Below are 23,202 nucleotides of genomic sequence, written 5' to 3'. Positions count from 1 at the left end.
CTACTTCCTACTTCCTACTTCCTACTATTTCTTCCAGACGTACCGATCCAGCAGGTAGGCGAGGAGCATCTGGTCGTCCTGAGAGCCGTTTGCCAGTTCCTTGGCCAGGGGGATGAAGTGGCTGATGCGTTCCTTGGCCTTCTGACCACCGAAACGCTTGCTCACTTCCTGCAACTGCTTCTTGGTGCGTTCTGCAACCTTCTTGGCGATTGCTTCGTTGGTAAGAGGTTCCTGCTTGATGAAGTTGATGCCGAAGTCGGAGGCGGTCTTCTTGATTTCGATTTCTTCCACCGGAGTGATGAGAGAGATGCAGACGCCGCTGCGGCCTGCACGGGCCGTACGTCCACTACGGTGGACGTAAACTTCGTGATCATCCGGATGGTCGTAAACGATCACATGAGTCACATGGTCCACGTCGATACCGCGGGCGGCAACGTCCGTGCAAATCAGAATGCGGAGCTTCTTGTCGCGGAATGCGTTCAAAGTCTTTTCGCGGAGGTTCTGGGAAACGTCGCCGGAGAGGGCGCCTACGTTAAAGCCGTAGCCGGACAGGACCTGTTCCAGATAGCTGACGTCGCACTTCTTGTTGCAGAAAATCATGCAGCTTTCGGGATTCTCGTATTCCAGCACCTTGATGGTCATGGAATCCTTGTCCATCACGTCGCAGGAGTACCAGCGGTGTTCCAGGTTGTTTGCAATCACCTTGTCGTAGGACAGGGAAAGAAATTCTGCGGACGGGCGCTGGAATTCGCGGGCCAGGCTCTTCACTGTCTGGGGGATGGTGGCGCTGAACATGGTGCAGGCCAGCTGCTTGGGAAGATACTTGCGGATCTTCTGCATGTCGGGATAGAATCCCATGGAAAGCATTTCGTCTGCTTCGTCAAGAATCAGGTCGCGTACATCCAGGAAGTCCACGTTGCCGCGGCTTACATGGTCCATCAGACGACCCGGGGTAGCGACGATAATGTGTACGCCTTCCTTAAGGGCCTTCAGCTGAGGCTCATAGGAAACGCCGCCGAAAATTGCCACGGATTTGATACCGGTGCCTTCGGAAAGTTTCTGCACTTCGTCCTGCACCTGGATTGCCAATTCGCGGGTAGGCACCAGAATCAGTGCTTGGGGGAACAGATGGTCGCGAACGATAACCTGCAAAAGGGGGAGAACGTAAGCGCCTGTCTTGCCGGAACCGGTCTTGGACTGCACCAGCATATCGCGGGCGGCGAGCATATAGGGCATGGTCTTGCGCTGAACCGGCATCAGGTCGGTCCAGCCGTGACCTCTGAGGATGGCCTTCTGCTCTTCCGGCAGCATGTCAAAAGTATAGTCGGGAAGCTTGTGCTCGGGTTCGATAATGTTAATTGGAGTCAAGAACGGATTGACTTTTTCTTCTTTTACAACTTCTTGATTTTCACTCATAATGGGTGCAAATCTAGAAAAATCGTAAAAGTAACGTCGGGGAGTGCCTATAAACTCCAGTGGTATTCTAGGCCTAAACTGATAAACCAGTCGATGGTAGAAGCACCAATCGTGGTAGGTTCCGCGGCTGCGTCGGGAGTTGGGTCTGAATAGACGTTCTTGCCGCGGCTGGCCATTCCTGTACGTACGCTGAAAGCGTAGTGATTAAGAAAGACGAACTGGGAACCAAAACCAAGGAGTGCGCCCTTATACACATCTTCAAAACGGATGCGGGAGCTGTACGCCTTGGATGGTTTCTTTACGTCTTCGTTGAGTTCAATATCTTCCACGTAGAAGCTGTATTGGAAACCCAGGAAACCGAAAAGGTGGATGTCCAGCCACTTGAAAGGATCGAAAGTCTTGGAAAACATGACGTTCAAGCCCACTTCGTGCTGGGCAAAGTCCCAGTGATCCAGTTCCTTGTAGATAGTATCCTGATTGTCTGTCTTGACCTTGTGACTGGAATAGCGGTAGAAAATTTCACCGCCGATAAAACCGTACCAGATACATCCTGCATACAAAGTAAACAACGGGGTGGAATCGTCAATAAAGTTCCATAAACTGACGGAATCTTTCGTGATACGATAGTTGCGGACCCTGCTCTTGATGTGACTTGAGTACCAGTCATCCGGAGTGAGAGGGAATTGTGCCTGGGCATAACCTGCAGAAATTCCGGCCCATGCCCTGAAATTGGGAATTTCCTTGAAGTAATCATCCGGTTCGCTTGCCTTCTTCAGGCGTTCTTCCTTACTGAGGCGGCGCTTGGTCGGATGGTCAAAAAAAGTGTCGGCGATGTCATCGCCCAGGGCGACCTTGTCGGAAGTCTTCTTGACGGTTCCTACGGCCTTGGGAGTGTTCGCTGTTTCGTCAAAGATGGCGATCTGGAGGTAGGAGCCCTTGTCTGCGACAAATAAAACGATGTAATCTTCCAGAGTCTGTATTTTTGCAGACATGGCGGGATGTCTTGCCTTCAAGTAGCTTGCGTCCAGGGCCGGGTCGATATTTGCACTAAGCCAGTTGGCGTAACGAACTGCAATGGAATCGCGTTCCCATTCGCCAAACACGCGGCACTTGGGCATGCCTATGCCGCCATTGCTACGACGTAAGGAAAGGCAGAATTCCTTGATGTCCAGGGCTGGTTCCGGATCTGGAGTCCAGATGAGAATGTCCGCGTCGCTCCATAAGGTCCACTTGGTATCAAAGTAGACTTCACCTGCAAAGGCGCTTGCAACCAGGAACATCACGAGAGAAATAGCAAAGAAAATATTCTTCATTACTTTGCTCCCGTGTACATGTTGGTGCGGATTTGCTGGACCGTCTTGCGAATCAGGGTCCTCATGTCGTCCATGGTCAACGACCTTACGGGATGCTGAATTTCGTCGATGGCGCTAAACAGGGGACGCTGCTTTTCGTTGTCCCACAAGGTGTAGGAAACGATGGCGGTAATGTTCTCCACCATTTTTTTCACCTGAGCTTCGTTGTGCATCAGGGAATAGTCGAAAAACTCCTCACGCTTTAAATCCGTACCGACAATCACTTCATGAACGAGCAGGATTACGGGCGGAACATTGCCTTCGGGATCTTTCACGACGACGCCTTGTTCGGGGATTTTTCCCTTCAGGAATATGCGTTCGTCAATTTTTTGGCTTTCTTCCGGGAAATGGGAGATTGCCGAATCCGGCAGGACGTTCAGCTTGCTGTAGCCTCCCTTCATCTCGTCCAGCATGAACTGGGCGCAAAGGGCGGTCATCTTCAGCTGGATGCTGTCGTTAGGAATGTCCAGTCGGTTGGCGAACCATGCGGTGCGGGTGAGCACGAATGCGGACTGGACACCTGCAATTGTCAGTTCTCCATAGGGCGCTTTATGGTATGCTGGATGGGCCTTTGACCAATGATAAGAATCGGCGCATCCCATGAGAAACGCCGAAACTATAATCAGCAATGTCCAAAAGCGTTTGGTCACTTTACCTTACTTTGCGCCCCACTGTTCGCGGTAGGCGTAAACCTTTTCAAGGATACCTTCAGGAGCGTTGATAGCCTTGCGGTTTTCTTCCTTTTCCAGGAAGGCGATGATGTCGTTGATGTTCACGATGGAGTGAGCTTCAATGCCGTATTCTTCCTGAACAGTCTGCAATGCAGACTTGCCGTTTTCCAGCTTTTCCTTGCGGTCTACAGAAATCAAAAGGCCGATCACGTTTGCGTTTTCGATGTTCTTGAGAATCTGCAAGGTTTCGTTGACGGAAGTACCTGCGGTAATCACGTCTTCGATAATCACCACGTTGGTTTTTTCGGCGTACTTGTATCCAACAAGGGAGCCGCCTTCGCCGTGGTCCTTAACTTCTTTACGGTTGTATGTAAAGGTCAGGTTCTTGGCGTACACGTCGGAAAGCTTCATTGCTGTGGCTGCGCACAGGGGAATGCCCTTGTATGCAGGACCATAGAGGTTGGTTGCCTTGCCGTCGAAATGTTCAACGAATGCTGCGGCGTAGAATTCTGCCAACTTAGACAAAGATGCGCCAGTGCGGAATTCTCCGGTATTGATGAAGTACGGGGTGTTGCGGCCGCTCTTGGTGACGAAGTCACCGAACTTCAGGGCGCCAGATTCAACGAGAAAATGGACAAAAGTATCAGTCTTGGTCATAATTGCCTCGGATGCGTAAATGGTCTAGCCTTCTGCTCCAGTGAGCATGGCCAGAATGTTTGCAAAGATGTGGGAATTTTCGGTTGCGAACTGGATGGCTACCATGGCAATGAAAACCACGATACAAAGAGCGATGTAGATGCGGAAGGACTTCTTGAAGCCCTTAATCTTCAACTTGAAAATCAACCAGATGACTACGCTGAAGATTGCGCTGAGAATCCATGCGGCCATGCCGGCAAGGCTAACGCCCGGAATCATGTTGATGGCGTAGGTCAGGCCGATACCCGGTGCAAAATAGAAGGCTACACACAGTACGCACAACAGGGCAAAACCAACATAGTGGGCGAAGCCGCGTTCGGTCTGCACGATGACCTGAGGTTCATCGGACTTTGCCGGTTCTTCCTGCTTGGCAGGTTCTTCGGCGGGAACTGCAGTCACGATATCCAGTTCGGAAACCGGGGCTTCGTTTTCATTCTGATTCAGATTTTCTTCGGACATAATGACTCCTTAGAGAATAAAGGTGCGACCGTTGTAGACGAACACACGGTGTTCCAGCCAAAGCTTCAGTGCCTGGGAAAGGGTGCGCTTTTCGATGTCCTTACCCAGTTCCACCAGTTCGTTGATGCTTGCTGTTTCAGGCACTCGCTGGATGTCCTGGGCGATGATGGGACCCTGGTCCAGGTCTTCAGTAGCGAAATGTGCGGTTGCGCCAATAATCTTCACGCCCTTGTTCCAGGCCTGATGGTAGGGCTTAGCGCCCTTGAAGGCGGGAAGGAATCCGTGATGGATGTTGATGACGCGGTACTTAAATTCTTCGGTGAACGCTGCAGAAAGAATCTGCATGTAACGAGCGAGAACCACAGTGTCGGTCTTGGTTTCTGCAATGATTTCGCGGAAACGATTTTCCGGGATGCTCTTGTCCGGGTTGGACGGGACATAGTAGAACGGAACGCCGAAAGAACCGCCAACTGCTGCGAGGTCCGTGTGGTTACCTACGATGCAGCTGAATTCGCAGGGCAGGTCCCCATCGCGGTGTTTCAGGAGCAGGTCGTAAAGGCAGTGGTCCGTCTTGGATACAAAAATCGCAACACGTTCCACCTTGGTGGTATCGAACAGTTTCCAGTTTAGCTGGAGGTGACCTTCCAGAGTTTCCAGATGCTTGCGCACTTCTTCGATGTTGTCGGAGTCGGCTTCGAAAACAGCTCGGAGGAAGAAGGTTTCAATATCTTTTGCGGTATGCTGCTGCAAGTCGATGATATTGGCGCCAGCCTTGGCAAGAACTTGGGTGGTACCGGCAATAAGGCCCTTCTGGTCAGGGCAGTGAATTTGCAAAATGTAACGTGTAATAGCCATGCTTAAAAGTTAAAAAATCTGCGATGAAAAATTCCTGCAAAAATTGCGAAAATAAAGCTTTTCCCAGTCGTTTTTGCCTTTGAAATCTTTTTTACATTAGTTTGTAAAAAGAAGACTTTCAAGCGGGAACAAAAAAAACTAATTTTGCACTATCATTTAACAGAAGAAGAAAATAATGAATTTCAAATCTGCTTTAGTTGCAATTATGGGTTTTGCCGCAGTGGTCTCCTTTGCCGCTCCTCCCAAGACCTGGGACGCAATCTACAACGCCGAAGGTGAAGGCGATTATGCTGCCGGTAAGATCGATGGAAACATTCGTTTCGGTAAGTATACCCACTACAAGGAAGTACAGCCCGTATCCTTCCGAGTAAACGATGGCCTGTTTCAGTTCTCCGTAGCTGGTAACATGACTGTTCCCGCTCAGAAAATCGAAAAGGAACATTTCTACGATACTTGTAACGATACCAAGGAAGCATGGATTTCCTACTTCAACAAGCCCCGTACTTTCAAGTCCGGCAAGACAGAACACGAACTGATCATCAACATTGCTGGTGTAGACTTGGCTTGCGGAAACGACCTGTATGCCATTGCCGATATCAAGCTGAAGTTCGATAACGATAAGGCTCACGAAGCGTGGACCAACGAAATCTATGGCCGAGAAAAGTATCGCCGCGAAAAGGTGGTGGAATTCCGTCGCGCCGAACAGGAACACCGCGCTGATCTCCGTGAAAAGTCCGGTTTCTTCACAGACCCTCGTGATGGTCAGAGCTATCGTACTATCAAGGTGGAAGGCCGTGAATGGTTCGCCCAGAATGTGAATTATGAAGTGGAAGGCCATTCCTGGTGCTATGAAGACAAGGATTCCTATTGTGCTCGCAGCGGTCGTCTGTACGACCTTGAAGGTGCTCGTCAGGCTTGTCCCGAAGGCTGGCATCTGCCCCGTGACCGCGAATGGATGGACATGATTACCGGTCTTACCCACTGCTACGAAGGCGTGGACAAGTGCGAAGCCTTTGCCAAGAAGATGAAGGCTACTACGGGCTGGCATGGCGGTGGCGGTACCGACGAATACGGCTTCTCCGTGTTCTCTTCCGGTTATCGCAAGATTATCGGTAAGTCTACTGTCCGTTACGAAGATATGGGCGAATATGCTGGCTTCTGGAGTGGTCAGAATGGCCGCAACGAAACAATCTGGCTTTGGTCCATGGGGCGCATGAGTGACCAGATGGTTCGTCAGCTGGTTCCTGGAAACGCCAAGGTCAACGGCTACTCTGTCCGCTGCATCAACGGTAATTAGTGATGCAGGGGGCTCTGTACGTCCACAAAGTGGATGAAGCATTTGTTAGTGCTTTAGCACTTACAAAGACTTGTCCCCTATGGGGATAATTCTCACTAAGGGCTAAAGCCCTAAGTGATCATTTACCTGGACCCCTGAAAAAAGAATTCGGCAGGCCAAAGAGACTTGGCCTGCCTTTTCTTTTTTGTCTAAGGGTCGCTAAAGCGACTCCTTAGTGAGAGAAAAAATAAACAGATGTCGAAGTGGGGATGTGTCTCATCCCCCTGCACCCCTCCTCCATCTGGCACAAGTGCCAACCAATCGGCTCAACCATATCCATGCAAGCATGGCTGCGGTATTCGCCTTAAATGGTTGTGGCCGACGCGCAAGCAGGTCGAGAACGTTATAGCAGGATGTGACTTCTTTTAGAAAGAATATGAAAAAGAACCGCGATTGAGTCGCGGTTCTTTTTTGCTTGTTGTGGTTGCCGCAGATTTTGGCTGCGGCTCCCCAATTACATGGAGCGGATCGGGAAGAGGCCGAGAAGGTCCAGGACGTTTTCCAGGACAATCTGGGTGGACTGCACCAGGAACAGACGGGACTTTTCTTCGGCGCTGCCGAGAACTCGGTCTTCGTGGATGAACTTGTGTGCGGCTTCTGCGATTTCCAGGGCGTACTGGGCGAGAACGCTAGGTTCGTCAGCGGCTACAGCGCCGAGAATCTTGTCAGCCTTCTTGGAAAGAAGGTTGATCAGACTATAGGCGGCGTCGTCTGCCAGCTGGTCGTAGTTCACATCGGAAACGGGCACGGTATAGCCGGCCTTGCGCATGATGCTGCAAAGACGGACGTGTGCATTCTGGACGTAAGGACCAGTGTCGCCTTCGAAGCTCATGACTGCATCCCAGTCAAAGCGGACGTCCTTCACGCGGCTGTTCTTCAGGTCGTTGAAGGTCAGTGCGGAAATACCGATCTGGCGGGCAATCAGTTCCTTGTTTTCCAGCTCCGGATTCTTGGCGTCGATAAATTCAAGAATCTTCTTCTGTGCAGCTTCAATCACGTCACGCAAAAGGCTTGCGGTACCAGTACGGGTCTTGCCCTTTTCCCACTTGCCGTCTACCAGCTGGAGGATCACGCCAAAAGGAATGTGGTACATGTTGGTGTACCATTCGCGGCCCATCTTCTTCAGCACATGGAAGACCTGCTTGAAGTGCAGAGCCTGTCCCAGGTCGACCACATAGAGGCACTTGTCGAAGTTGTATTCCTTCATGCGGTAATCTGCTGCTGCCAGGTCGCGGGTTGCGTACAAAGTCGAGCCGTCGCTCTTGCGGATCAGGCAGGGATTCAGGTCGAATTCGTCCAGCATCACCACGTCCAGATCCTGGCTCTTGATCATCAGGTTCTTTTCGCGCAGTTCATCGAGAATGGCGGGAATCTTGTCTTCAAAGAAGGATTCACCAGTGTAGTGGTCGAAACCGACGCCCATCATATCGTAGATGCGCATCAGTTCCTTCAGGGTTGCGGCCTTGAAGGCGGACCACAGGGTGCGGTAGAATTCATCGCCCTGTTCCAGCTTGGTAAATGCGGCGCGGGCTTCATCTTCCAGACCCGGCTCTTCCTTGCATGCCTTGGAGAAGGCGGCGTAAAGGATGTTCAGTTCCTTGACGGTCAGGGAATCCAGAGTTGCCTGGTCGGTGGGGCGGTTTTCGCGGAGGTACATCACGATGAGCTTACCGAATGCGGTACCCCAGTCGCCCAGATGGTTGATTCGTTCCACCTTGTAACCGGCGGCCTTATAAATGCGGGAAAGGCTGTTGCCGATCATGGTAGAACGCAGGTGATGGAATGCCAGTTCCTTACCGATGTTGGGGGAGCTGAAGTCAATGCAGACCACCTTGCCATTAGGTTCCTGATGGCCGTAGTGAAGTCCCTTGGAAGCGATGCCTTCCAGAGTGGACTTGGCGAGGAAGTTGCGGTCGATAAAGAAATTCAGGTAGCCGTTAACAGCTTCCACCTTGGAAAGGCCTGCAGGGAGCTTTACCTGGGCTGCCAATTCCTCTGCGATAATCTTCGGGGCCTTGCGGAGAGTCTTTGCAAGGGAGAAGCAGGGGATGGTGAAGTTGCCGTGAGTGGTATCAGGCGGCACAGAGATAAGCTTGAGAGCGGCTTCGGCAGTAAAGCTGCCGGTAGCTTCCAGCGCACTTGCAATTTCTTGCTCAAACGAGTTCATTGTCGTCTCCAGACTTCTTGGTGGCTTCGCGGACGAAGTCCTCTTCGTTCAGTTCTTCAATTTTGCCGTCAGCATACAGACGGTCCAGGGAAATTTCTGCACGCTTTTCTTCTTCGAACAGGTGAACCATCAGGTCCATGCCTGCGTCGAACACAGCCCAGCGAACGCCTTCCTTATATTCAACGCCCAGGGTAGGAACCTTGTTAGCCTTGAATTCCTTGTGGAGTTCATTGAGGATAGCCTGCATCTGGGCTTCGCTTTCGCAGGTTGCGATCAGGAAGTAATCGGTTACGTCCTTGATGCCGCGAAGGTCGATGAGTTGCACGTCCTGAGCGCGCAGTTCAAAAAGAATGCTTGCGCCCAACTGGATGGATTCCGGCAGGTCATTTCTTGTTGTCATTTTATTTTCCCTCTTCGGGTTCGATGATTTGTTTAAAGTCTTTTCCAATGTACACGGCTGCATCAACTACAGCCGGGTGGTCGCTTCCCACAATCAGTACGTTCTTTGTCCTTAAGGTACTTGCAAGTGCCTGGGCGCCTTCCCATTCGGGATTCCTGAGAACGATGATTGTCTCTTCGTAATTCTGCAGCAGGTCGTTTCGGGAACTGACCACGTCGAAACCGTTCTCTCTCAGGAAGGCTCGTATGGAAGCAGCTGCCCCCTGAATGCCGCAACTGTTCAGTAGTTCCACGTCGCCCTTGTACGTACGGACCACACGGGGCTTGGGAGCTTCTTCCCGAACCTCGTTGCATCCCCACAGAAGGGCACAGAATACTAGGCAAGCAATAAGTCGCATCTACCTGCAAAAGATAGAATTTCTATAAGGACTGCAGTAGTAGTATGGGGACGGCCCGTAGGCTTTTAGAGCGTCTCGCTCGTTCACGAACATTAGACGCATGTAGGTATTTTCGCTAGGCTTGTATTCCAGGGCTATGTCGGGGAGGACGAAACCTACCCGTCCCTGTCGAACATCCTCTCTGGCTACGGGAGCATCCGAGCGAAAATTTGCATAGAGGGGCATCCACAGGCCGAGATCGGCATACAGATGAAGGTTGGGGGTGAACTCGTAGTCCACATGAGCCATGTAGCTCTGGTGAGCGAATGTTCCAAAGCTTCCCCCCACGAAGCTGACGGAATAGGTGTAACCCACCTTCAAAGCTTCGTCAAAGGAAGGCCCTTTTCGGACGAGGCGGCTAGGTGGAAAACTTTCTCGATTCCAGGGGACTCCGTCCTGAACTTCTACATAGACAGTGTCATGGATGGTGTCCCTGGCGACTTCCTGTTCTTCCTTTACGACGTTCCTGGACTTACTCGGCAAGGCCTGCTGGGCGTGAATTACACCCGCAGTCAGACAAGCGCTCGTAATGAGGAAGAACGTAGAGAGTTTCATGCTCTGAATATAGCAAAAGCGAGTCTCCTGACTCGCTTTCCAAATGCTTGTAAATCCCGTGGCAGACTAGATGATCTCGTTCTTTTCGTTGACATGAACGACGATGGGCTGCCAAGTCTTGGCTTCTTCGGGGCTCATGGTAGCGTAGGCTACGATAATGACCAAATCACCAGGCTGAACAAGACGGGCTGCAGCGCCGTTCAGGCAGATCATGCCGGACTTTGCGGGACCTTCGATCACGTACGTATCCAAACGGGAACCGTTATTTACGTCCAGCACGCCAACTTTTTCGTAGGGCAGGAGGCCTGCGGCGTCCATCAAATCACGGGCAATCGTAATGGATCCCTGGTAGTTCAGGTTTGCATCGGTTACCGTTGCGCGGTGAATCTTACATTTAAGGAGTTCAAGCTGCATGATTACTTAAACTAAGTTAGAACTTAATGTTAAGGAATCCTGCGACGCCCATGCCTGCGTTGTCGCTAGACGGGGTAGGAATGACGCCGTAGCTAAAGCGGTTGGCGTCAGGATTGCTGTCCCACTGGGTGCCGAAGAATGCATCTGCAAAGGACCAAAGGTGTGCGCCTGCAACGAAAAGCAGACCGTACCACCAAGCGGAATTGCCGTCAGCAGCCAGATAAACGGTTGCGCCGACGCTGGTGACCCAAAGAGCGTCCATCCAGATGGCCTTCATGGACTGATCCATCTTCCACTGATAGAGGGAAGGAACCAGAAGGGAAAGGTAAGCGTAGCTCTGGTTACCGGAACGGTTACGATAGGAACGGTCGATGTCTGCATCTTCCATACCGCCGGTACGCTGGTTGAGCCATTCTTCTTCGGAAACACCCAGCTTTTCCCAAGGATGCTGCATGTATTCAGAAGGACGAACGCCCATTTCAACGAGCTGTGTCAATTTGTCGCGAGAAATACCTTCTTCCTTGGCCTGCTGGAATTCCCACTGGGAAATACCCATTTCTTCGTAATTGAAGCCAGCCCATTCGTCGCCTGCTGCATTTGCAGTACCGACAGATTTTTCTTCGGAAGGTTCAGAAGAGTCAGAAATGTCTTCTGCGTATTCGGTGGATTCGGAGGTACCGTAGTCGTAAGATTCTGCGGAGGATTCTTCGTCGTCAAACTGAGCGAAAGCGAGAGTACCGCAAAGAAGCACTGCACTAACTGTCTTACACCAATTTAACATTTTTCCAGACCTCATCCATTTAGTGCCGGGGGAGGGAATCGAACCCTCACACTCTCACGAGTATCGGATTTTGAGTCCGACGCGTCTACCAATTTCACCACCCCGGCAAGGGTTGAATTAAATATAGAACACTTTATATTTTTTTTGGAGGGAACAATCCGAAAAAATGGCTTTTTTCTGTAAATTATTTCTTAAGAAGGGGCTGAAATTCCACATTTAAGGGCAAAAGTGCTTTCTCGCCGTAAGAATTTGCCTCTTCTCTGGTGGAAAAGTGCCCTGTCTGGACTAAATAGAGTGTTCTATCTCCACGGGGCATTTCTACGACGGTGCTGGAAATTTTCTGCTTCTTGAGGTTTGTAACCAGAAGATTGGCGTTTTCACGGACTCCAAAGGCTCCCAACTGCAAAATCCAGTACTCTTCGGCAGGTTTTGCTGTTTCTGTTGCAGGTGCCGGAGCTGCCTGTGTGGGGGCGGGGGCTGCTGCGACTGGTGCTGCAGGTGCTTGGGGGGCCGCTACCGGTTCGGTAGGCTTTGCTTCTACGGGCTTGTTTTCGGCAACTGCGGGCTTGACTTCCGCTGTCTTGACTTCGGCGGGCTTTGCTGCTTCTGTGGCTGGCTTTGCGGGGGCAATAACTTCAGGATGTTTCAAGCCTTCGCAACGTTCGTAAAGTTCCTCGGATTTGGTTCTAGAAAGAACTGCAGAGCAAACTTTCTGGAGCACAAGGCTCTGGCTGGGCCTGGATGTCTCGATGGCATGGATCAGTTCTTCGGCAGCCTTGTCATATTTTCCAAGATACAGCATGAACTGGGCCCGCGTCATTACCAGGTCTGCATAGTTGTCGTGCTGAGGGTTGGTTGTGTTAATAAGGCTGTCTAGTCGGGTACCCGCCTTCTTGAAGGACTTGGCGTCACCAATCTGGGAAAGCGCAAGGACTCCCCACAAATTGCAGCTTACCTGGGCTTCTTTAGGCTGGCTGGGACATACTTTTTCATAAGCCGTGGCGGCTTCCTTCCAGTTGCCGGAAACATAGGCCTTCTGAGCATCGGCCATGGTAACGGGTGCTTCGGTTTGTGCGCTTGCCATGGCGGCAGCGAGTGATACAGACAAAAGAATAATAGAGCGTTTCAACTTTATTTCTCCGAAAGCCTAATCTACCAATTTTAGTCTAGCAATGTCCCGCGCAATGTCCATCCGCGGATGTCGTCAATTTTCACCTTCACGTAGTCGCCCGGCTTTACGATGCGCCCCTCGGAAGGCTTGAAGATGACCTTCTTGAAGTTGTCGGTCTTGCCCATGAGTTCCTCGCTGTCGCGGCTGGAACAGCCTTCCACCAGCAAGGTCTCGGTACGGCCCAGCATCATCTCGTTTCGCTTCTTGGTGATTTCGTTCTGAAGTTCCACCAGACGGGTGTGGCGAGCCAGCTTTTCTTCGGCGGTGAGGGTTTCCTGTTCCTTGTAGGATTCGGTTCCCTTTCGCGGGCTGTAGATGAACATGTAGGCGGTGTCGAACTGGCAGGCCTCAAAAGCCTTCATGGTATCCTCGAAGTCCTGTTCCGTTTCGCCCACAAAACCGCAGATCACGTCGGTAGAAATGGCGTAGTACGGATCCTTGCTGCGGAGCTGCTCGATGACGCTCATGTACTGTTCCATGTTGTGCTGGCGGCGCATCTTCTTCAGCATGGCGTCGCTACCGCTCTGGATAGGAATGTGGGCGTAGTGGCAAACCTTGGGGTTGTTCAGCAGAACGTCGATCAGTTCGTTGGTGTAATGCCTCGGATGGGGGCTGGTAAAGCGGATGCGCTGGATGCCGCCGATTTCAGAAACCTTGGTGAGCAAGGTGGCAAAATTGTTGTCGCCATTCTTGTAGGCGTTGACTGTCTGGCCCAAAAGCATGACTTCGGTAATGCCCTTGTCGGCAGCCTTCTGGACTTCAGTCAGAACGTCGTTCATGTCGCGGTACTTTTCCGGACCGCGGAGGTAGGGGACGATACAGTAGCTGCAGCGCTTGTTACATCCGCGCTGGATCGTCACAAAAGTGCTGAAGTCGTGCTTCACCTTGGCGTAATTGCCCACATAGTTTTCCGTGATGTCCTCATCCAGGAACATACGGTGGTGAGTCTTGTGCAACGGGCTGTCAGGACCGTCCAGCAGAAGCTCAGGAATTTTCGAATACTGGTCCGGACCCACGACGTAGTTCACCACCTTCAGTCGCTTGAGAATTTCCGGGCCGCGGTTCTTGGCCATGCAACCGCAGACAACCACCTTCTTGTCGGGGTTGGCCTTTTTCAGCTTGCGGTACTTGCTGATGTTGGCAAATGCGGTATCCTCTGCCTTTTCGCGAACGGAGCAGGTGTTGACGATAATGAAATCGGCTTCGGCAATGTCACCGGTCTCTATGCAGCCACGCATGTCCAATTGCTGGGCAATGAGGGCGGAATCGTACTCGTTCATCTGGCAGCCGTATGTGGCCAAGTAATATTTCTTCATAACGAGGCCAAAGATAGAAAAACAAAATTGTAAAAGTTTTTTATCTTTGGGCGGAGGTTAGATTTTTTATGGCGAAGTATTTGAAGTTCTTGTATCCCTATCTAGTGTACGTAGGCTGTCTGCTGATGGCTAGTGCATGCGATAGCGGATCCGATGCTTACGTCATAGCCTCTCCTGTCGATGTAGAGGAAAGTTCCATCGAAGGTATGGTTTTCGTTCGGGCTGCTGGTGCTTTTGCCTTTTTGGGCACGGAAAGGAAAGCCAAGGCCATTGAACGTCCCCAGATGCGAGTCGATTTTGACTATGATTTCTCGATTGGCCGTACAGAAGTCACTTGCGGAGAGTTTAATGCTTTCCAACGAGAGGGGGGGCTTGTCCTGGATTGCGAAAATGATTCCTTACCTGCGACGGATATTACCTACTATGATGCAGTTCTTTTTGCAAATGCTAAAAGCAAGAGCATCAGGAAAGATACCGCCTATACCTACAATTCTGCCTTCTATGATGAAAAAGGTCACTGTATTAACCTGGAAGGATTCGTTTTCCGCCCTGAAGTAGAGGCGATTCGCTTGCCTACGGAAGCGGAATGGGTCCTGGTGGCGAACAAGGTCTGGAATCCCAACAACAGCTGGAATGCGGACAATTCCGATTATCGGAGTCATAAGGTCTGTTCCATGCAGGTGCACTCTTCTGGTATCTGTGACATGGCCGGAAATGTCATGGAATGGATGAATGACTGGCTGGGCAACTTTGCGAATGTGACCCTCGTGAATTATGTCGGTGCACCCGATGGGGGAAATCTTGGACAGCGGGTGGTGAAGGGAGGGAGTTTCCGCGACGTTCCTTGCGATATGGAACTCTATACCCGAGGGGATGTTTATACTGTTACATCCGAGACGCACAAGGACTATATCGGTTTTCGTCTGGCTTATGGATCCATTCCCGACGCTCAATGGATGGACAATCGTGGGGGAGCGGCTACAAGCAGGGTAATTCCCCTGGCAAGTCCCCTTACCATCCGAAACCTCACGGGAACATATCAGGCTAAGGTAGTCTTCCGTAACGAAGTAACGGGAAACTTGGATATAATTGACTTTTCTTCGGGAGTAGCTTCTGTTTCCGAGATTAAGGACACCTTAAAAGTCTATCATCCTGTCATTTCTCCTGATGGAAAGAAGGTCGCATTCAGTACTGGTACGGAAGGGGTATCTGGGACGTCTGCAGTTTATGTCCGTGACCTGAATACGGCAGGGACGAACCTGGTGAAATTGGATGTGCCGTCTGCGGCAATTCCTCGCTGGAAGATTTTTGATGGGGATACCTCTATTGTTTATGTTTCGGATGCCGGGAATAACGAAAATACAAAGACGTTTATGGAAAACTCCACCTGGAGCGTCTCCTTTATGAATGGTAAGTTCGGGACACCCAAAAAACTTTTTGATGGCGCCTACCATGGCGGGGTCGATGCCCAGAAAAAGTTCGCTGTATCCGGAGCAAGGAAACTTCGTGTTCATGTTTCTGGAGTAGATACTATCTGGTTCAATAATAACCAGGCCTGCAATGCGTCCCTCTCCAAGGATGATCTTAAGAAAACTTTGTTCCTGGATTTTGGAAGCGTAAAGGGGACGGACTATGTGGACGAATCCTATGGCGTCCACGAACGAATTCTAGTGGTTGATAGTCTTGGCCAGTTGGTGGATGTTTTCCCGTCTCCATCCAACTACGCTTTCGACCATACGGAATGGGCTGCAAACGACCTGATTATTGCAAGTTTGACGAACGTCAATGGCGCGCACGAAAAAATCGTAATTATAAACACTTTAGACTCCTCTGTTACAGAGATTGCCGAAGGGGAAGAGCTGTGGCATCCGGATTTCTGGTTCAAGAATCAGGGTGGGGCTGGTGAAGAGAGTCTGTTGAATTTTGATAGCGCAGGGGTTTATTTTACCGCCGGTGTACCGTTCTTCGGTCTGGATTTAAGAGTGAAAATGGAGTCCTTCTGGACCAAGAAGGATGTTGCTTCCGTGGTTGCCCTTGGTAGTTCCAGAGTGATGTTTGGCATCGACGAAAAGAAGTATGTTTCTGGCGTCCTGGTGAACATGGGTTTCTCTTCGGGCGATTTTTCTGGCATGTATTACCTTTTCAAGAACTATGTCCTTAAGCATACAAAGGCGAAATATGTTGTAGTAGAGTTTTCTCCCGACTTCTTGATTACCGATGAAAACTCCAGTTGGAATCTAATCTATCAGGGCTCTCCGGGTTTCCGTTACGACGAAAATCATGATTTCTGGCCTGATGGTGTAAGCGAATCCTTTGTAACAGCGGTGAAGGATTCCTACAAGCCCACAGATTCGCTGACTTTGCCCTATACCTATGATAATATTTTGCTGCCCACCGAAGGATGGGGAAGTCCTGTGATTTACCGAGACTCCATTGAAGCCTACGAAATAAATAAGACCAACATTTGGACGAACATGGATACCTTACGGAGTATGTGCAAAATGGCCAAGGAAAATGAGGTCCAGCTAATTGCCCTTATTCCGCCTCAGAATCCCAAGTACAAAAATACAGGTGCTTTCGGCATCTATGGACTCAACAGGTCCCGTTCTCTTGAATTGATTGACTCCGTCAAGCACATGGACATTATCCTGATGGATGAGAACAAGATGGGCGACCATGATTATGGTAACAATATGGCATACAATGCGGACCATCTATCCATAACAGGGGCCGCTCAGCTTACTTACCGTCTGGACTCCTTGATTCAGACTTTAAAGTAATTCTGCAAAATCCTTGATGTGGCCCGCGGTGTACTTGGGCTCCAAGGGCAGTAAATTCTCAGGTCGGCCGAACCCTTTCAGGCAGATGATGCTGTCGATGCCAGCGTTTTTTGCCGCCATTACGTCAGGAGTGTCATCTCCAATCATGACGGCTTTTTCGGCTGCAATTCCGAATTGATTCATGATGGCGAAAATGCCTGCAGGGGAGGGCTTGCGCTCCGGTGAGGTGTCTCCACAAAGGTATGCTGAAATAAGGTCAGCGCTTTCGCCGCCAATCAATCCGAACTTCGCCAAAATTTTCTTGGCGGGAAGTTCCGGCTTGTTGGTAAGCATGGCTGCATTTTTACCAAGGGCGTTGATGCGTTTGATAATTTCGATGACCCCTTCGTAAGGTTCCGTATCTTCGGTGCAATGTTCCCAGTAATAATTGGAATAAGTTTTCAGGACTTCGTCAATTTTTGCTTCATCAAAGCCAGCGCTTTCTAATACTGCGGCGACAGCTTCTGCATTCCTAACATCCAGATGTTCGGCGTTGCTTTTACCTGCAATGGGCTCGCCGGCGGTTTTTCCTGCGGCAAACATAAGGCCCGATGCCACAGACCTGCGAATCAAATTTCTAGAACCATTCCCGATGCAACTTCTTACATTGTCTTTTGAAATCTGCTGGACGCCAAATGCCTTCAAGGCGTAATTCACCGCGGGAGCCAAGTCCCCCAGAGAATTGAACATGGTGCCGTCCAGGTCAAAAATGAACAGTTCCTTGTGGTCCAATAGTTCTTTCAGTTCTGTGGAAGATGTCATTTCAAAAACTCTTTGATTTTTTCTTTGACGATTTCGAGATTGCTGTTGGTGAGAATTGGAATCAAACTATTGATTTCTTCAATGGATTTGTCCCACCATTTCCATTTTTGCATCATACTAATCAGTTCGTCGTCAAATCGCTTGCGGATAGGTTTTGCTGGGTTTCCTGCAATGATTGTATAGGGCTCGACTTTCCCGCACACAACGCTGCTTGCTCCGATGATGGCTCCGTCTCCAATTTGTGTACCCGGGAGTATGGTGGCGTTTTGACCGATCCATACGTCATTCCCAATGACAGTGTTGCCCTTGAGCGGCATGTCTTCAGCCTTGGGTGGCTTCATGTTCCAACCTTCAAGGGTGTAGAAAGGAAATGTGGAAACGGAATTCATCTGATGGTTGGCGTCGTTCATGACGAATTCAACGCCTGCGGCAATTTGGCAAAATTTGCCGATAATCAGCTTATCCCTGCTCCAAGGGTAGAAATGGGTGACATGACTTTCGAAATCCGAATCAGCTATATAGGTGAAATCCCCAACGACGATGTTTGGATTTTTGATGGTGGGTTTCACGTAGATTTCTTTATCGTACCCAGCGATGGGATGAACTGTGTTTGGATTCGGACTCATATCGGTTTACAAAAATAAAAAATGCTAGCTTTACCTTCGTTAAAAGGTCGCACAATCATGTCGAAATTCACAGATTATATCGGCTCGCAGTTCGGAAATCCTCGCGGTTTCGTGGGGAAGGTCTGCTGCATTATCATGAATGTCATCAACACCGTCTATTTCTGGTCGGACACGGTAAAAGGCCTCTCCGAAATTCGCCGTGTGCTGAAACCTGGTGCAACCTTCTATAATGTGGTCTACACCAGGGAATGGCTGGACAAGCTTTCCTACACCAAGAAGGGGTTCAAGAAGTTTGAACCGGAACAGCTGATGGATTTTGGTCGTCAGGCCGGCTTTGAAAATGTCCAGATCAAGGATATCGTAAAAGGTAAGAGCTTCGTGGTCATTTACACCAAGGCGTAATCTGCGCTGCTTCATTCAAATTTGCTCAACCTTATCCTAAATAGATTTGCGCAACCTACATAAAGTTTGTATATTCAGACCATGAAGAAAATTTTTAACTCTCGCGCAGTTCTTTGCGCATCCGTTTTCGCTACGGCCCTCGCCGCCCAGGCATTCGCTGCCGACGCTATTCTGTTTACCCCTGCCGTTTACCAGATCGGTGAAGTGAACCAGGGCGATGTGAAGCACTTTGTTTTGAAGGGAGCCAATGTTTCCGGAAAGGATCTCAATCTGGAAACGGTAATGTGCCAGGGCATTGGTTGTTCCAATTTTAAGTACCCCTCTACTGTAAAGAATAAGAGCGCCCTGGTAATAGAATTTGACCTGGATTTTTCCGCTATGGAAGGTCCGGTAAGTCCCACGGTGGTTCTTGTGGGAACTGATGGCAAGACTTATCTGACATCCATGGATGGTGTGGTCAAGGCTCCCTTCTTCTTTAACGAAAAGATGTTTGACACTGGCTATTACACTGCCGGTGAATCTCGTGATTGGACGTTCTATGTTTGGGAAACCGACAGGAAGGCCCGTCCGGATCTGACCCTTTCCGAAGAAGCCGCCAAGGACTTTTCCATTAAGACCAAGAACGTGAAGGTCAAGGTCGACGCTGACGGCAAGGTCAAGGAAGGGGGCAAGATCCCTGCCTTGAAAATCACCCTTTCTACCAAGGGATTGAGCCGCGAAGGATGGGAACTGAAACAGCGGAGCATTCGTAAGATCGTAAGCTTCAAGAGTAAGAAATATCCCAATGCAACGCCCGAAGTACTGGTTATAGGCTTCTGGAAGTAAAAAATCGGAAAAAATCAATTTTTTTTAGTGTTTCGCCTTGCAAAAAACGGAATATTAACTAACTTTGGTCTACTCTTAATTGAGTCCTCGGGATGTAGCTCAGCCTGGTAGAGCGCTTGAATGGGGTTCAAGAGGTCGCTGATTCGAATTCAGTCATCCCGATAAAAAGGTTCGTAACGAAAGTTGCGAACCTTTTTTTGTTTATGATGCAAGGGGCGGGGCTGTTCCCCGCCCCCTGGACCCCCACCCCAGCAAACAATGCGCTCCGCTTACGTTTGCGAAACCTTGTTCTTGTTAAATAAAAAAGCCGGCTCGGGGGAGTCGGCTTGAATGTTTTGTAGGTGGGTGGCGTCTTTATTTTGATTTGTTTTCTGCAGTTGCGGCATCTCTTTCCTGCTTCTTCTTGAATTCAGCAAGTTCAATAGCTGCTGCTTCGTAGTCGGCTTCTGTCACCCATTCTGGTTGCCATACCACTACTTGGTTACGACCCGACTCCTTACCCTGGTACAGAGCCTTGTCTGCCATCTGGATGCTTCTGTCGGCACCCAGGCGATGGTCGAAGCGGGATACGCCCAAGGTAATGGTTACGTTGATTGTGTAGTCTCCGTAGTGGACAGTCATCATCTCGATCTTACGGCGGAAACGTTCTGCGACTACGGCGGCACCATCCAGGTCCGTTTCCGGAAGCAGGGTCAGGAATTCTTCGCCACCATAGCGTGCGAATACATCGTACTTCCGCAGAAGCCCACGAATGTTCAGGGCAACCGCTTTCAGGATTTCATCACCGCAGGCGTGACCATAAGTGTCGTTGATTGCCTTGAAGTGGTCAATGTCAATAAAGATGAAACAGAAGGGCTTGTTGGTGCGCTGTGTTCTTCCAATTTCGTTGGCGATGGTTTCGTTCATTTCGCGACGGTTTGGAAGTCCGGTCAGTTCATCCGTCTTGGAAATCAGATCCAGTCTTCGGTTCGCTTCCTCAAGTTCCTTGGTGCGTTCCTTGACTTCCTGTTCCAGCAAGTCTCTATGGGAATTCAACTCTTCAATCTGACGTCTAATGGTATCGTGCATCTGGTTGAAGGTTGCCGCCAGTCGTCCGATTTCATCCTTTCGGTTTCCGACCTTGATTTCTGCAATATCCAGTTCACCGTTAGAAATTCGGCTAATGTGGTAGATCAAGTTGTTCAGGGGGCGGCCAAGAAGTCGATACATCCAGATAGCCATGATGGTAATCACGAAGATGAAAACGATCATGATGACGATGCTAATCTGCTTGGTAGTTGCAGCCTGTGCGTCAATGTCGCTTTTGGGCTGGAAAAGGAAAAGCCCGAAGTCGTAGTCGGAATTGTAATCGAAGTTGACTAGATACTGTTTATTCTTGAGGGATGTAATGAACTCAGGCTTGGTTACGCTATATGTCTTTATGTTCGGGATATTCAGTCCCAGTTCGGAAATCTTGTGAGGCGAGGTGACCCAGGTGTTCAAATCGGGATGATAAAGAATTTCACCATTGCCGTTGACTGCAACTAGAATTTCGTGTTGACTTGGGGTTGTGGATTCCAGTTTTTTCCAGATGCGACTTGCGGAAAATACGGCGACCAAGTTACCGTCGCCTTGTGCGCGGTTGGTAATGTTGATGCCGACTGTTCTCTTGGGATAGGGGTCGGAGGTGTCTCTATACCAAGGGGAGAAGTATGCCTTGTGCGGCGTCAGTCTTGAAAAGTCTACGGGATAGGCGTTTACACTTTCCGTGCCGATCATTGAATTGTTGCAGACGAAGTTTCCGGTTCTGTCGTAAATGGTAATCAGCTCGGATTTATTGAATAGGTCCGAAACGGAATAGCTCTTGAGATAGCCCGCAACAACAATGGGGGCCATGCTCTGGATTTCGGAGGTCCTTGCCAAAAGCTTAAGGCGTCTGCCAAATTGGACCATTTCGTCATTGGCGAAAAGGGCCTTTTGGGTTAGCATGTTCTTTCCGTTGGAAAAAGCCCTTTCCACGATTTCCGTCATCTGTTTTTGGGTATAGACGTAAACACCACACAGGACCGCGAAGGTCATGGAGATCGTCAAAATCAAGATGCACTTAAGAATGATGCTTCTTGAAAATTTTACGCTGTGTTCCTGCATGGTTTACCGTGATAAGTTCGTTTTTTTATTTCTTTCGTTTTCTTGCGAAGTTCACGAGGAAGCTTATTACAAGGATAGTGATAAATACGAAGGGAGCCTTTTTCAAATTGTCGGAAATAATGGCGTCCTTAACAACTTCTTCATCGATTGTCTTATCTAAACTATCGGTCTTTTTCTGCGTCCAGATTTCCTTGAATTCAGCCAAAGTCATGGAATTGGTCGTGGGATAATTCAGCTTCTTGTCGATTTCAAGAGAGTATGTGGAGAACAGATTGTAAAGCTTTTCTTCGGAGTAGAGGGACGGAATTTCCATATTGTCCCAGACGCTGCTGAACATGCTTACGAGGATTTGTTCCAGTTCGCCCCATTCAGGAATGGTGGCGTAGGTTCGTCCCGTTTCCAGACCTTGAACCAGGATCTTGTAGTTCTCGTCTTCAGCCCAGCTTTCAAGAACGTTCTTGCTAGTCGGGAGGAATCCGATTTGCTTGGTATAGGCGTCCTGGTTTTCGTCGCTTACCAGGAATAGCAGCAGATCCTTCGCTTCGGGACGGTTGTTGCTGGCAGGGATTGCCAGGTTGCTACCGCCAATAAAGCTGACGGACCCGGCTGTTCCGCTGGGGATAGGCAACACCATTACCGAATCCTGTCCGATACGGGCGTTTGCAAGTCCTCCCTGGGAACCGTCAAAATGGGTCTGCATCACGATTTCGGATGTGCTGACGATAAAAGCCAATTCACCATTGTTGAACAGTTGGGCCACCTGGGCGGTATTGAACTGGAGATCTTCTGCAGATACAAGTCCATCGCGTACGAAGTGTAAGTAGGCTCGGATTCCGTTGAGCGTTTTTGGGCTCAGGATGTTGGAATGCCATTTACCTTCTTCATCCTTTTCGATGAAGGAGCCTCCGTTACTCCAGACCCAGGGTGCAAAATTATGGGGAATGTTCCAGTCGCTCTTGCCAGGGAAGGAATAGGCACGGACTTTCAACCCATTGTCCAGGATTTCCTGGCTGTCGTTGATTTTCTTAAGGGCCTCCCTAAAGCCTTCGTAGGTGGAGACAGATTCCTTGGTAATCCCGTTTTTCTTGAGGATGCGCTTGTTGGCAAGAATCGGGCGGATGTCAATAAACCAGGGGACTGAATAGATGGTGGTGTCCGAATCGATGTGAGTCGTGTTCCAGCTCACGGGGACGAAACGACTAGGCTTGATTTCCTTGAGCCAGCTGTTCAAGGGCTTGATTTTATTGCGGATGGCGAAATGGGGAATCCAGGTTGTTCCTAGCTGCAGGACATCCGGTGCTTCCTGTCGTCCTTCCAGAGCCAGAGAGATTCTGCTCCAGGCTTCGCCCCAGTCTAAAACCTGAACATTGGTGGGAATGCCTGTCTTCTTGGTAAACAGGTCCAGACGCTGCTCCAGTTTTTCTTGCGGAGACGCTCCGTTGGGCATAATCCAAACAGTGAGCGGCTTGGGTGCAGCAAAAACGACCGTCGCTGTGACGGCTGCGGCAATAGTCATTCTTTTAAAAAGATCAAGCATAAAACTCCCTAATAATCAATGGTAAATTACAATAAAAAATGAAAAAGCGAATTGAGTTTTTTTTCGTTTTTGTCGGTAT

General features: G+C 49.8%; 22 protein-coding genes and 2 tRNA genes. 5 read left to right on the top strand and 19 right to left on the bottom strand.

The window, feature by feature from the left end; genetic code table 11:
* Window positions 1-24 precede the first annotated feature (24 nt).
* From BGX12_RS06925 to purU, 6 genes are read right to left on the bottom strand one after another with little or no spacing between them, the layout of a single operon-like run.
* Window positions 25-1,416 carry a DEAD/DEAH box helicase gene (locus BGX12_RS06925; RefSeq protein ID WP_109735361.1) on the bottom strand — a complete coding sequence of 464 codons (1,392 nt, stop codon included), beginning with the start codon at window positions 1,414-1,416 and terminating at the stop codon, window positions 25-27.
* Between the two features lie 47 nt (window positions 1,417-1,463).
* Window positions 1,464-2,729 carry a hypothetical protein gene (locus tag BGX12_RS06920; protein ID WP_109735360.1) on the bottom strand — a complete coding sequence of 422 codons (1,266 nt, stop codon included), beginning with the start codon at window positions 2,727-2,729 and terminating at the stop codon, window positions 1,464-1,466.
* Window positions 2,729-3,418: a hypothetical protein gene (locus BGX12_RS06915; RefSeq protein ID WP_233246295.1), complete on the bottom strand. Its 690-nt coding sequence runs from the start codon at window positions 3,416-3,418 to the stop codon at window positions 2,729-2,731. Before BGX12_RS06915 ends, BGX12_RS06920 begins: the two co-directional genes overlap by 1 nt.
* Before the next feature lie 6 nt (window positions 3,419-3,424).
* Window positions 3,425-4,096, bottom strand: coding sequence for an orotate phosphoribosyltransferase (pyrE, locus tag BGX12_RS06910; RefSeq protein ID WP_109735358.1), 672 nt, complete (start codon window positions 4,094-4,096; stop codon window positions 3,425-3,427).
* 24 nt (window positions 4,097-4,120) lie between these two features.
* On the bottom strand, window positions 4,121-4,594 hold the full coding sequence (locus BGX12_RS06905) for a hypothetical protein (RefSeq protein ID WP_109735357.1): 474 nt from the start codon (window positions 4,592-4,594) through the stop codon (window positions 4,121-4,123).
* A 9-nt stretch (window positions 4,595-4,603) separates the two neighbouring features.
* Complete coding sequence (gene purU, locus BGX12_RS06900) at window positions 4,604-5,449, bottom strand: formyltetrahydrofolate deformylase (protein WP_109735356.1); 846 nt, start codon at window positions 5,447-5,449, stop codon at window positions 4,604-4,606.
* A gap of 175 nt (window positions 5,450-5,624) precedes the next feature.
* Here purU and BGX12_RS06895 point away from each other — a divergent pair, with 175 nt between their 5' ends.
* Entirely contained in the window at window positions 5,625-6,746 is a 1,122-nt protein-coding gene (locus tag BGX12_RS06895) for a fibrobacter succinogenes major paralogous domain-containing protein (RefSeq protein ID WP_109735355.1), read from the top strand.
* 493 nt (window positions 6,747-7,239) lie between these two features.
* Here the strand turns inward: BGX12_RS06895 and argS are convergent, their stop codons facing one another.
* The 9 genes from argS to miaB all read right to left on the bottom strand — a co-directional run bounded on the left by argS (window position 7,240) and on the right by miaB (window position 14,025).
* Window positions 7,240-8,952, bottom strand: coding sequence for an arginine--tRNA ligase (argS, locus tag BGX12_RS06890; RefSeq protein ID WP_109735354.1), 1,713 nt, complete (start codon window positions 8,950-8,952; stop codon window positions 7,240-7,242).
* Window positions 8,939-9,352 (bottom strand): ribosome silencing factor, encoded by a 414-nt coding sequence (rsfS, locus tag BGX12_RS06885; protein WP_109735353.1) that lies wholly within the window; start codon window positions 9,350-9,352, stop codon window positions 8,939-8,941. The genes argS and rsfS overlap by 14 nt, the downstream gene beginning before the upstream one ends.
* Window position 9,353: 1 nt before the next feature.
* Entirely contained in the window at window positions 9,354-9,749 is a 396-nt protein-coding gene (locus BGX12_RS06880; RefSeq protein WP_109735352.1) for a LytR C-terminal domain-containing protein, read from the bottom strand.
* A complete protein-coding gene (locus tag BGX12_RS06875) occupies window positions 9,750-10,343 on the bottom strand; it encodes a hypothetical protein (RefSeq protein ID WP_109735351.1) in 594 nt (197 codons plus the stop codon).
* 66 nt (window positions 10,344-10,409) lie between these two features.
* On the bottom strand, window positions 10,410-10,757 hold the full coding sequence (gene panD, locus BGX12_RS06870) for an aspartate 1-decarboxylase (RefSeq protein ID WP_109735350.1): 348 nt from the start codon (window positions 10,755-10,757) through the stop codon (window positions 10,410-10,412).
* Window positions 10,758-10,773: 16 nt separating this feature from the next.
* The gene (locus BGX12_RS06865) at window positions 10,774-11,538 is read right to left on the bottom strand and encodes a hypothetical protein (RefSeq protein WP_109735349.1); all 765 of its coding nucleotides are present in this window, start codon (window positions 11,536-11,538) and stop codon (window positions 10,774-10,776) included.
* Between the two features lie 23 nt (window positions 11,539-11,561).
* Window positions 11,562-11,645 (bottom strand) — tRNA-Leu (locus BGX12_RS06860).
* Window positions 11,646-11,722: 77 nt separating this feature from the next.
* Window positions 11,723-12,667, bottom strand: coding sequence for an SPOR domain-containing protein (locus BGX12_RS06855; RefSeq protein ID WP_146196276.1), 945 nt, complete (start codon window positions 12,665-12,667; stop codon window positions 11,723-11,725).
* A gap of 32 nt (window positions 12,668-12,699) precedes the next feature.
* Entirely contained in the window at window positions 12,700-14,025 is a 1,326-nt protein-coding gene (miaB, locus tag BGX12_RS06850; protein WP_109735347.1) for a tRNA (N6-isopentenyl adenosine(37)-C2)-methylthiotransferase MiaB, read from the bottom strand.
* 68 nt (window positions 14,026-14,093) lie between these two features.
* On the opposite strand from miaB, the gene BGX12_RS06845 reads away from it, so the two are divergent.
* Window positions 14,094-16,805, top strand: coding sequence for a TIGR02171 family protein (locus BGX12_RS06845; RefSeq protein ID WP_109735346.1), 2,712 nt, complete (start codon window positions 14,094-14,096; stop codon window positions 16,803-16,805).
* On the opposite strand, the gene BGX12_RS06840 is transcribed toward BGX12_RS06845, so the two are convergent.
* Together BGX12_RS06840 and BGX12_RS06835 are read right to left on the bottom strand one after the other, a co-directional pair.
* Entirely contained in the window at window positions 16,797-17,606 is an 810-nt protein-coding gene (locus tag BGX12_RS06840) for an HAD family hydrolase (RefSeq protein ID WP_109735345.1), read from the bottom strand. The genes BGX12_RS06845 and BGX12_RS06840 overlap by 9 nt on opposite strands.
* On the bottom strand, window positions 17,603-18,232 hold the full coding sequence (locus BGX12_RS06835) for a CatB-related O-acetyltransferase (protein ID WP_109735344.1): 630 nt from the start codon (window positions 18,230-18,232) through the stop codon (window positions 17,603-17,605). The genes BGX12_RS06840 and BGX12_RS06835 overlap by 4 nt, the downstream gene beginning before the upstream one ends.
* Window positions 18,233-18,289: 57 nt before the next feature.
* On the opposite strand from BGX12_RS06835, the gene BGX12_RS06830 reads away from it, so the two are divergent.
* The 3 genes from BGX12_RS06830 to BGX12_RS06820 all read left to right on the top strand — a co-directional run bounded on the left by BGX12_RS06830 (window position 18,290) and on the right by BGX12_RS06820 (window position 19,621).
* A complete protein-coding gene (locus BGX12_RS06830; protein WP_109735343.1) occupies window positions 18,290-18,634 on the top strand; it encodes a class I SAM-dependent methyltransferase in 345 nt (114 codons plus the stop codon).
* A gap of 81 nt (window positions 18,635-18,715) precedes the next feature.
* On the top strand, window positions 18,716-19,459 hold the full coding sequence (locus tag BGX12_RS06825; protein WP_109735342.1) for a hypothetical protein: 744 nt from the start codon (window positions 18,716-18,718) through the stop codon (window positions 19,457-19,459).
* 88 nt (window positions 19,460-19,547) lie between these two features.
* Window positions 19,548-19,621: transfer RNA gene (locus BGX12_RS06820), tRNA-Pro, on the top strand.
* 192 nt (window positions 19,622-19,813) lie between these two features.
* On the opposite strand, the gene BGX12_RS06815 is transcribed toward BGX12_RS06820, so the two are convergent.
* Window positions 19,814-21,517, bottom strand: a complete 1,704-nt coding sequence (locus tag BGX12_RS06815) for a sensor domain-containing diguanylate cyclase (RefSeq protein WP_233246294.1) — start codon at window positions 21,515-21,517, stop codon at window positions 19,814-19,816.
* A gap of 94 nt (window positions 21,518-21,611) precedes the next feature.
* On the bottom strand, window positions 21,612-23,102 hold the full coding sequence (locus BGX12_RS06810; RefSeq protein WP_233246293.1) for an extracellular solute-binding protein: 1,491 nt from the start codon (window positions 23,100-23,102) through the stop codon (window positions 21,612-21,614).
* Between the last annotated feature and the right edge of the window lie 100 nt (window positions 23,103-23,202).

Source organism: Fibrobacter sp. UWR4, assembly GCF_003149045.1.
Taxonomy (GTDB): Bacteria; Fibrobacterota; Fibrobacteria; order Fibrobacterales; family Fibrobacteraceae; genus Fibrobacter.
The sequence above is the reverse complement of the archived record's forward strand: the minus strand, read 5'-3'. Positions and strand labels throughout refer to the sequence as shown.

What these genes read in the sequence shown, in the direction of transcription:
- BGX12_RS06905 (WP_109735357.1), bottom strand. Translation starts at nt 4,594, where the DNA reads ATGTCCGAAGAAAATCTGAATCAGAATGAAAACGAAGCCCCGGTTTCC.
- BGX12_RS06815 (WP_233246294.1), bottom strand. Translation starts at nt 21,517, where the DNA reads ATGACCTTCGCGGTCCTGTGTGGTGTTTACGTCTATACCCAAAAACAG.
- BGX12_RS06920 (WP_109735360.1), bottom strand. Translation starts at nt 2,729, where the DNA reads ATGAAGAATATTTTCTTTGCTATTTCTCTCGTGATGTTCCTGGTTGCA.
- miaB (WP_109735347.1), bottom strand. Translation starts at nt 14,025, where the DNA reads ATGAAGAAATATTACTTGGCCACATACGGCTGCCAGATGAACGAGTAC.
- BGX12_RS06840 (WP_109735345.1), bottom strand. Translation starts at nt 17,606, where the DNA reads ATGACATCTTCCACAGAACTGAAAGAACTATTGGACCACAAGGAACTG.
- BGX12_RS06880 (WP_109735352.1), bottom strand. Translation starts at nt 9,749, where the DNA reads ATGCGACTTATTGCTTGCCTAGTATTCTGTGCCCTTCTGTGGGGATGC.
- BGX12_RS06825 (WP_109735342.1), top strand. Translation starts at nt 18,716, where the DNA reads ATGAAGAAAATTTTTAACTCTCGCGCAGTTCTTTGCGCATCCGTTTTC.
- rsfS (WP_109735353.1), bottom strand. Translation starts at nt 9,352, where the DNA reads ATGACAACAAGAAATGACCTGCCGGAATCCATCCAGTTGGGCGCAAGC.
- panD (WP_109735350.1), bottom strand. Translation starts at nt 10,757, where the DNA reads ATGCAGCTTGAACTCCTTAAATGTAAGATTCACCGCGCAACGGTAACC.
- BGX12_RS06895 (WP_109735355.1), top strand. Translation starts at nt 5,625, where the DNA reads ATGAATTTCAAATCTGCTTTAGTTGCAATTATGGGTTTTGCCGCAGTG.
- argS (WP_109735354.1), bottom strand. Translation starts at nt 8,952, where the DNA reads ATGAACTCGTTTGAGCAAGAAATTGCAAGTGCGCTGGAAGCTACCGGC.
- purU (WP_109735356.1), bottom strand. Translation starts at nt 5,449, where the DNA reads ATGGCTATTACACGTTACATTTTGCAAATTCACTGCCCTGACCAGAAG.
- BGX12_RS06835 (WP_109735344.1), bottom strand. Translation starts at nt 18,232, where the DNA reads ATGAGTCCGAATCCAAACACAGTTCATCCCATCGCTGGGTACGATAAA.
- BGX12_RS06810 (WP_233246293.1), bottom strand. Translation starts at nt 23,102, where the DNA reads ATGACTATTGCCGCAGCCGTCACAGCGACGGTCGTTTTTGCTGCACCC.
- pyrE (WP_109735358.1), bottom strand. Translation starts at nt 4,096, where the DNA reads ATGACCAAGACTGATACTTTTGTCCATTTTCTCGTTGAATCTGGCGCC.
- BGX12_RS06865 (WP_109735349.1), bottom strand. Translation starts at nt 11,538, where the DNA reads ATGTTAAATTGGTGTAAGACAGTTAGTGCAGTGCTTCTTTGCGGTACT.
- BGX12_RS06875 (WP_109735351.1), bottom strand. Translation starts at nt 10,343, where the DNA reads ATGAAACTCTCTACGTTCTTCCTCATTACGAGCGCTTGTCTGACTGCG.
- BGX12_RS06830 (WP_109735343.1), top strand. Translation starts at nt 18,290, where the DNA reads ATGTCGAAATTCACAGATTATATCGGCTCGCAGTTCGGAAATCCTCGC.
- BGX12_RS06845 (WP_109735346.1), top strand. Translation starts at nt 14,094, where the DNA reads ATGGCGAAGTATTTGAAGTTCTTGTATCCCTATCTAGTGTACGTAGGC.
- BGX12_RS06925 (WP_109735361.1), bottom strand. Translation starts at nt 1,416, where the DNA reads ATGAGTGAAAATCAAGAAGTTGTAAAAGAAGAAAAAGTCAATCCGTTC.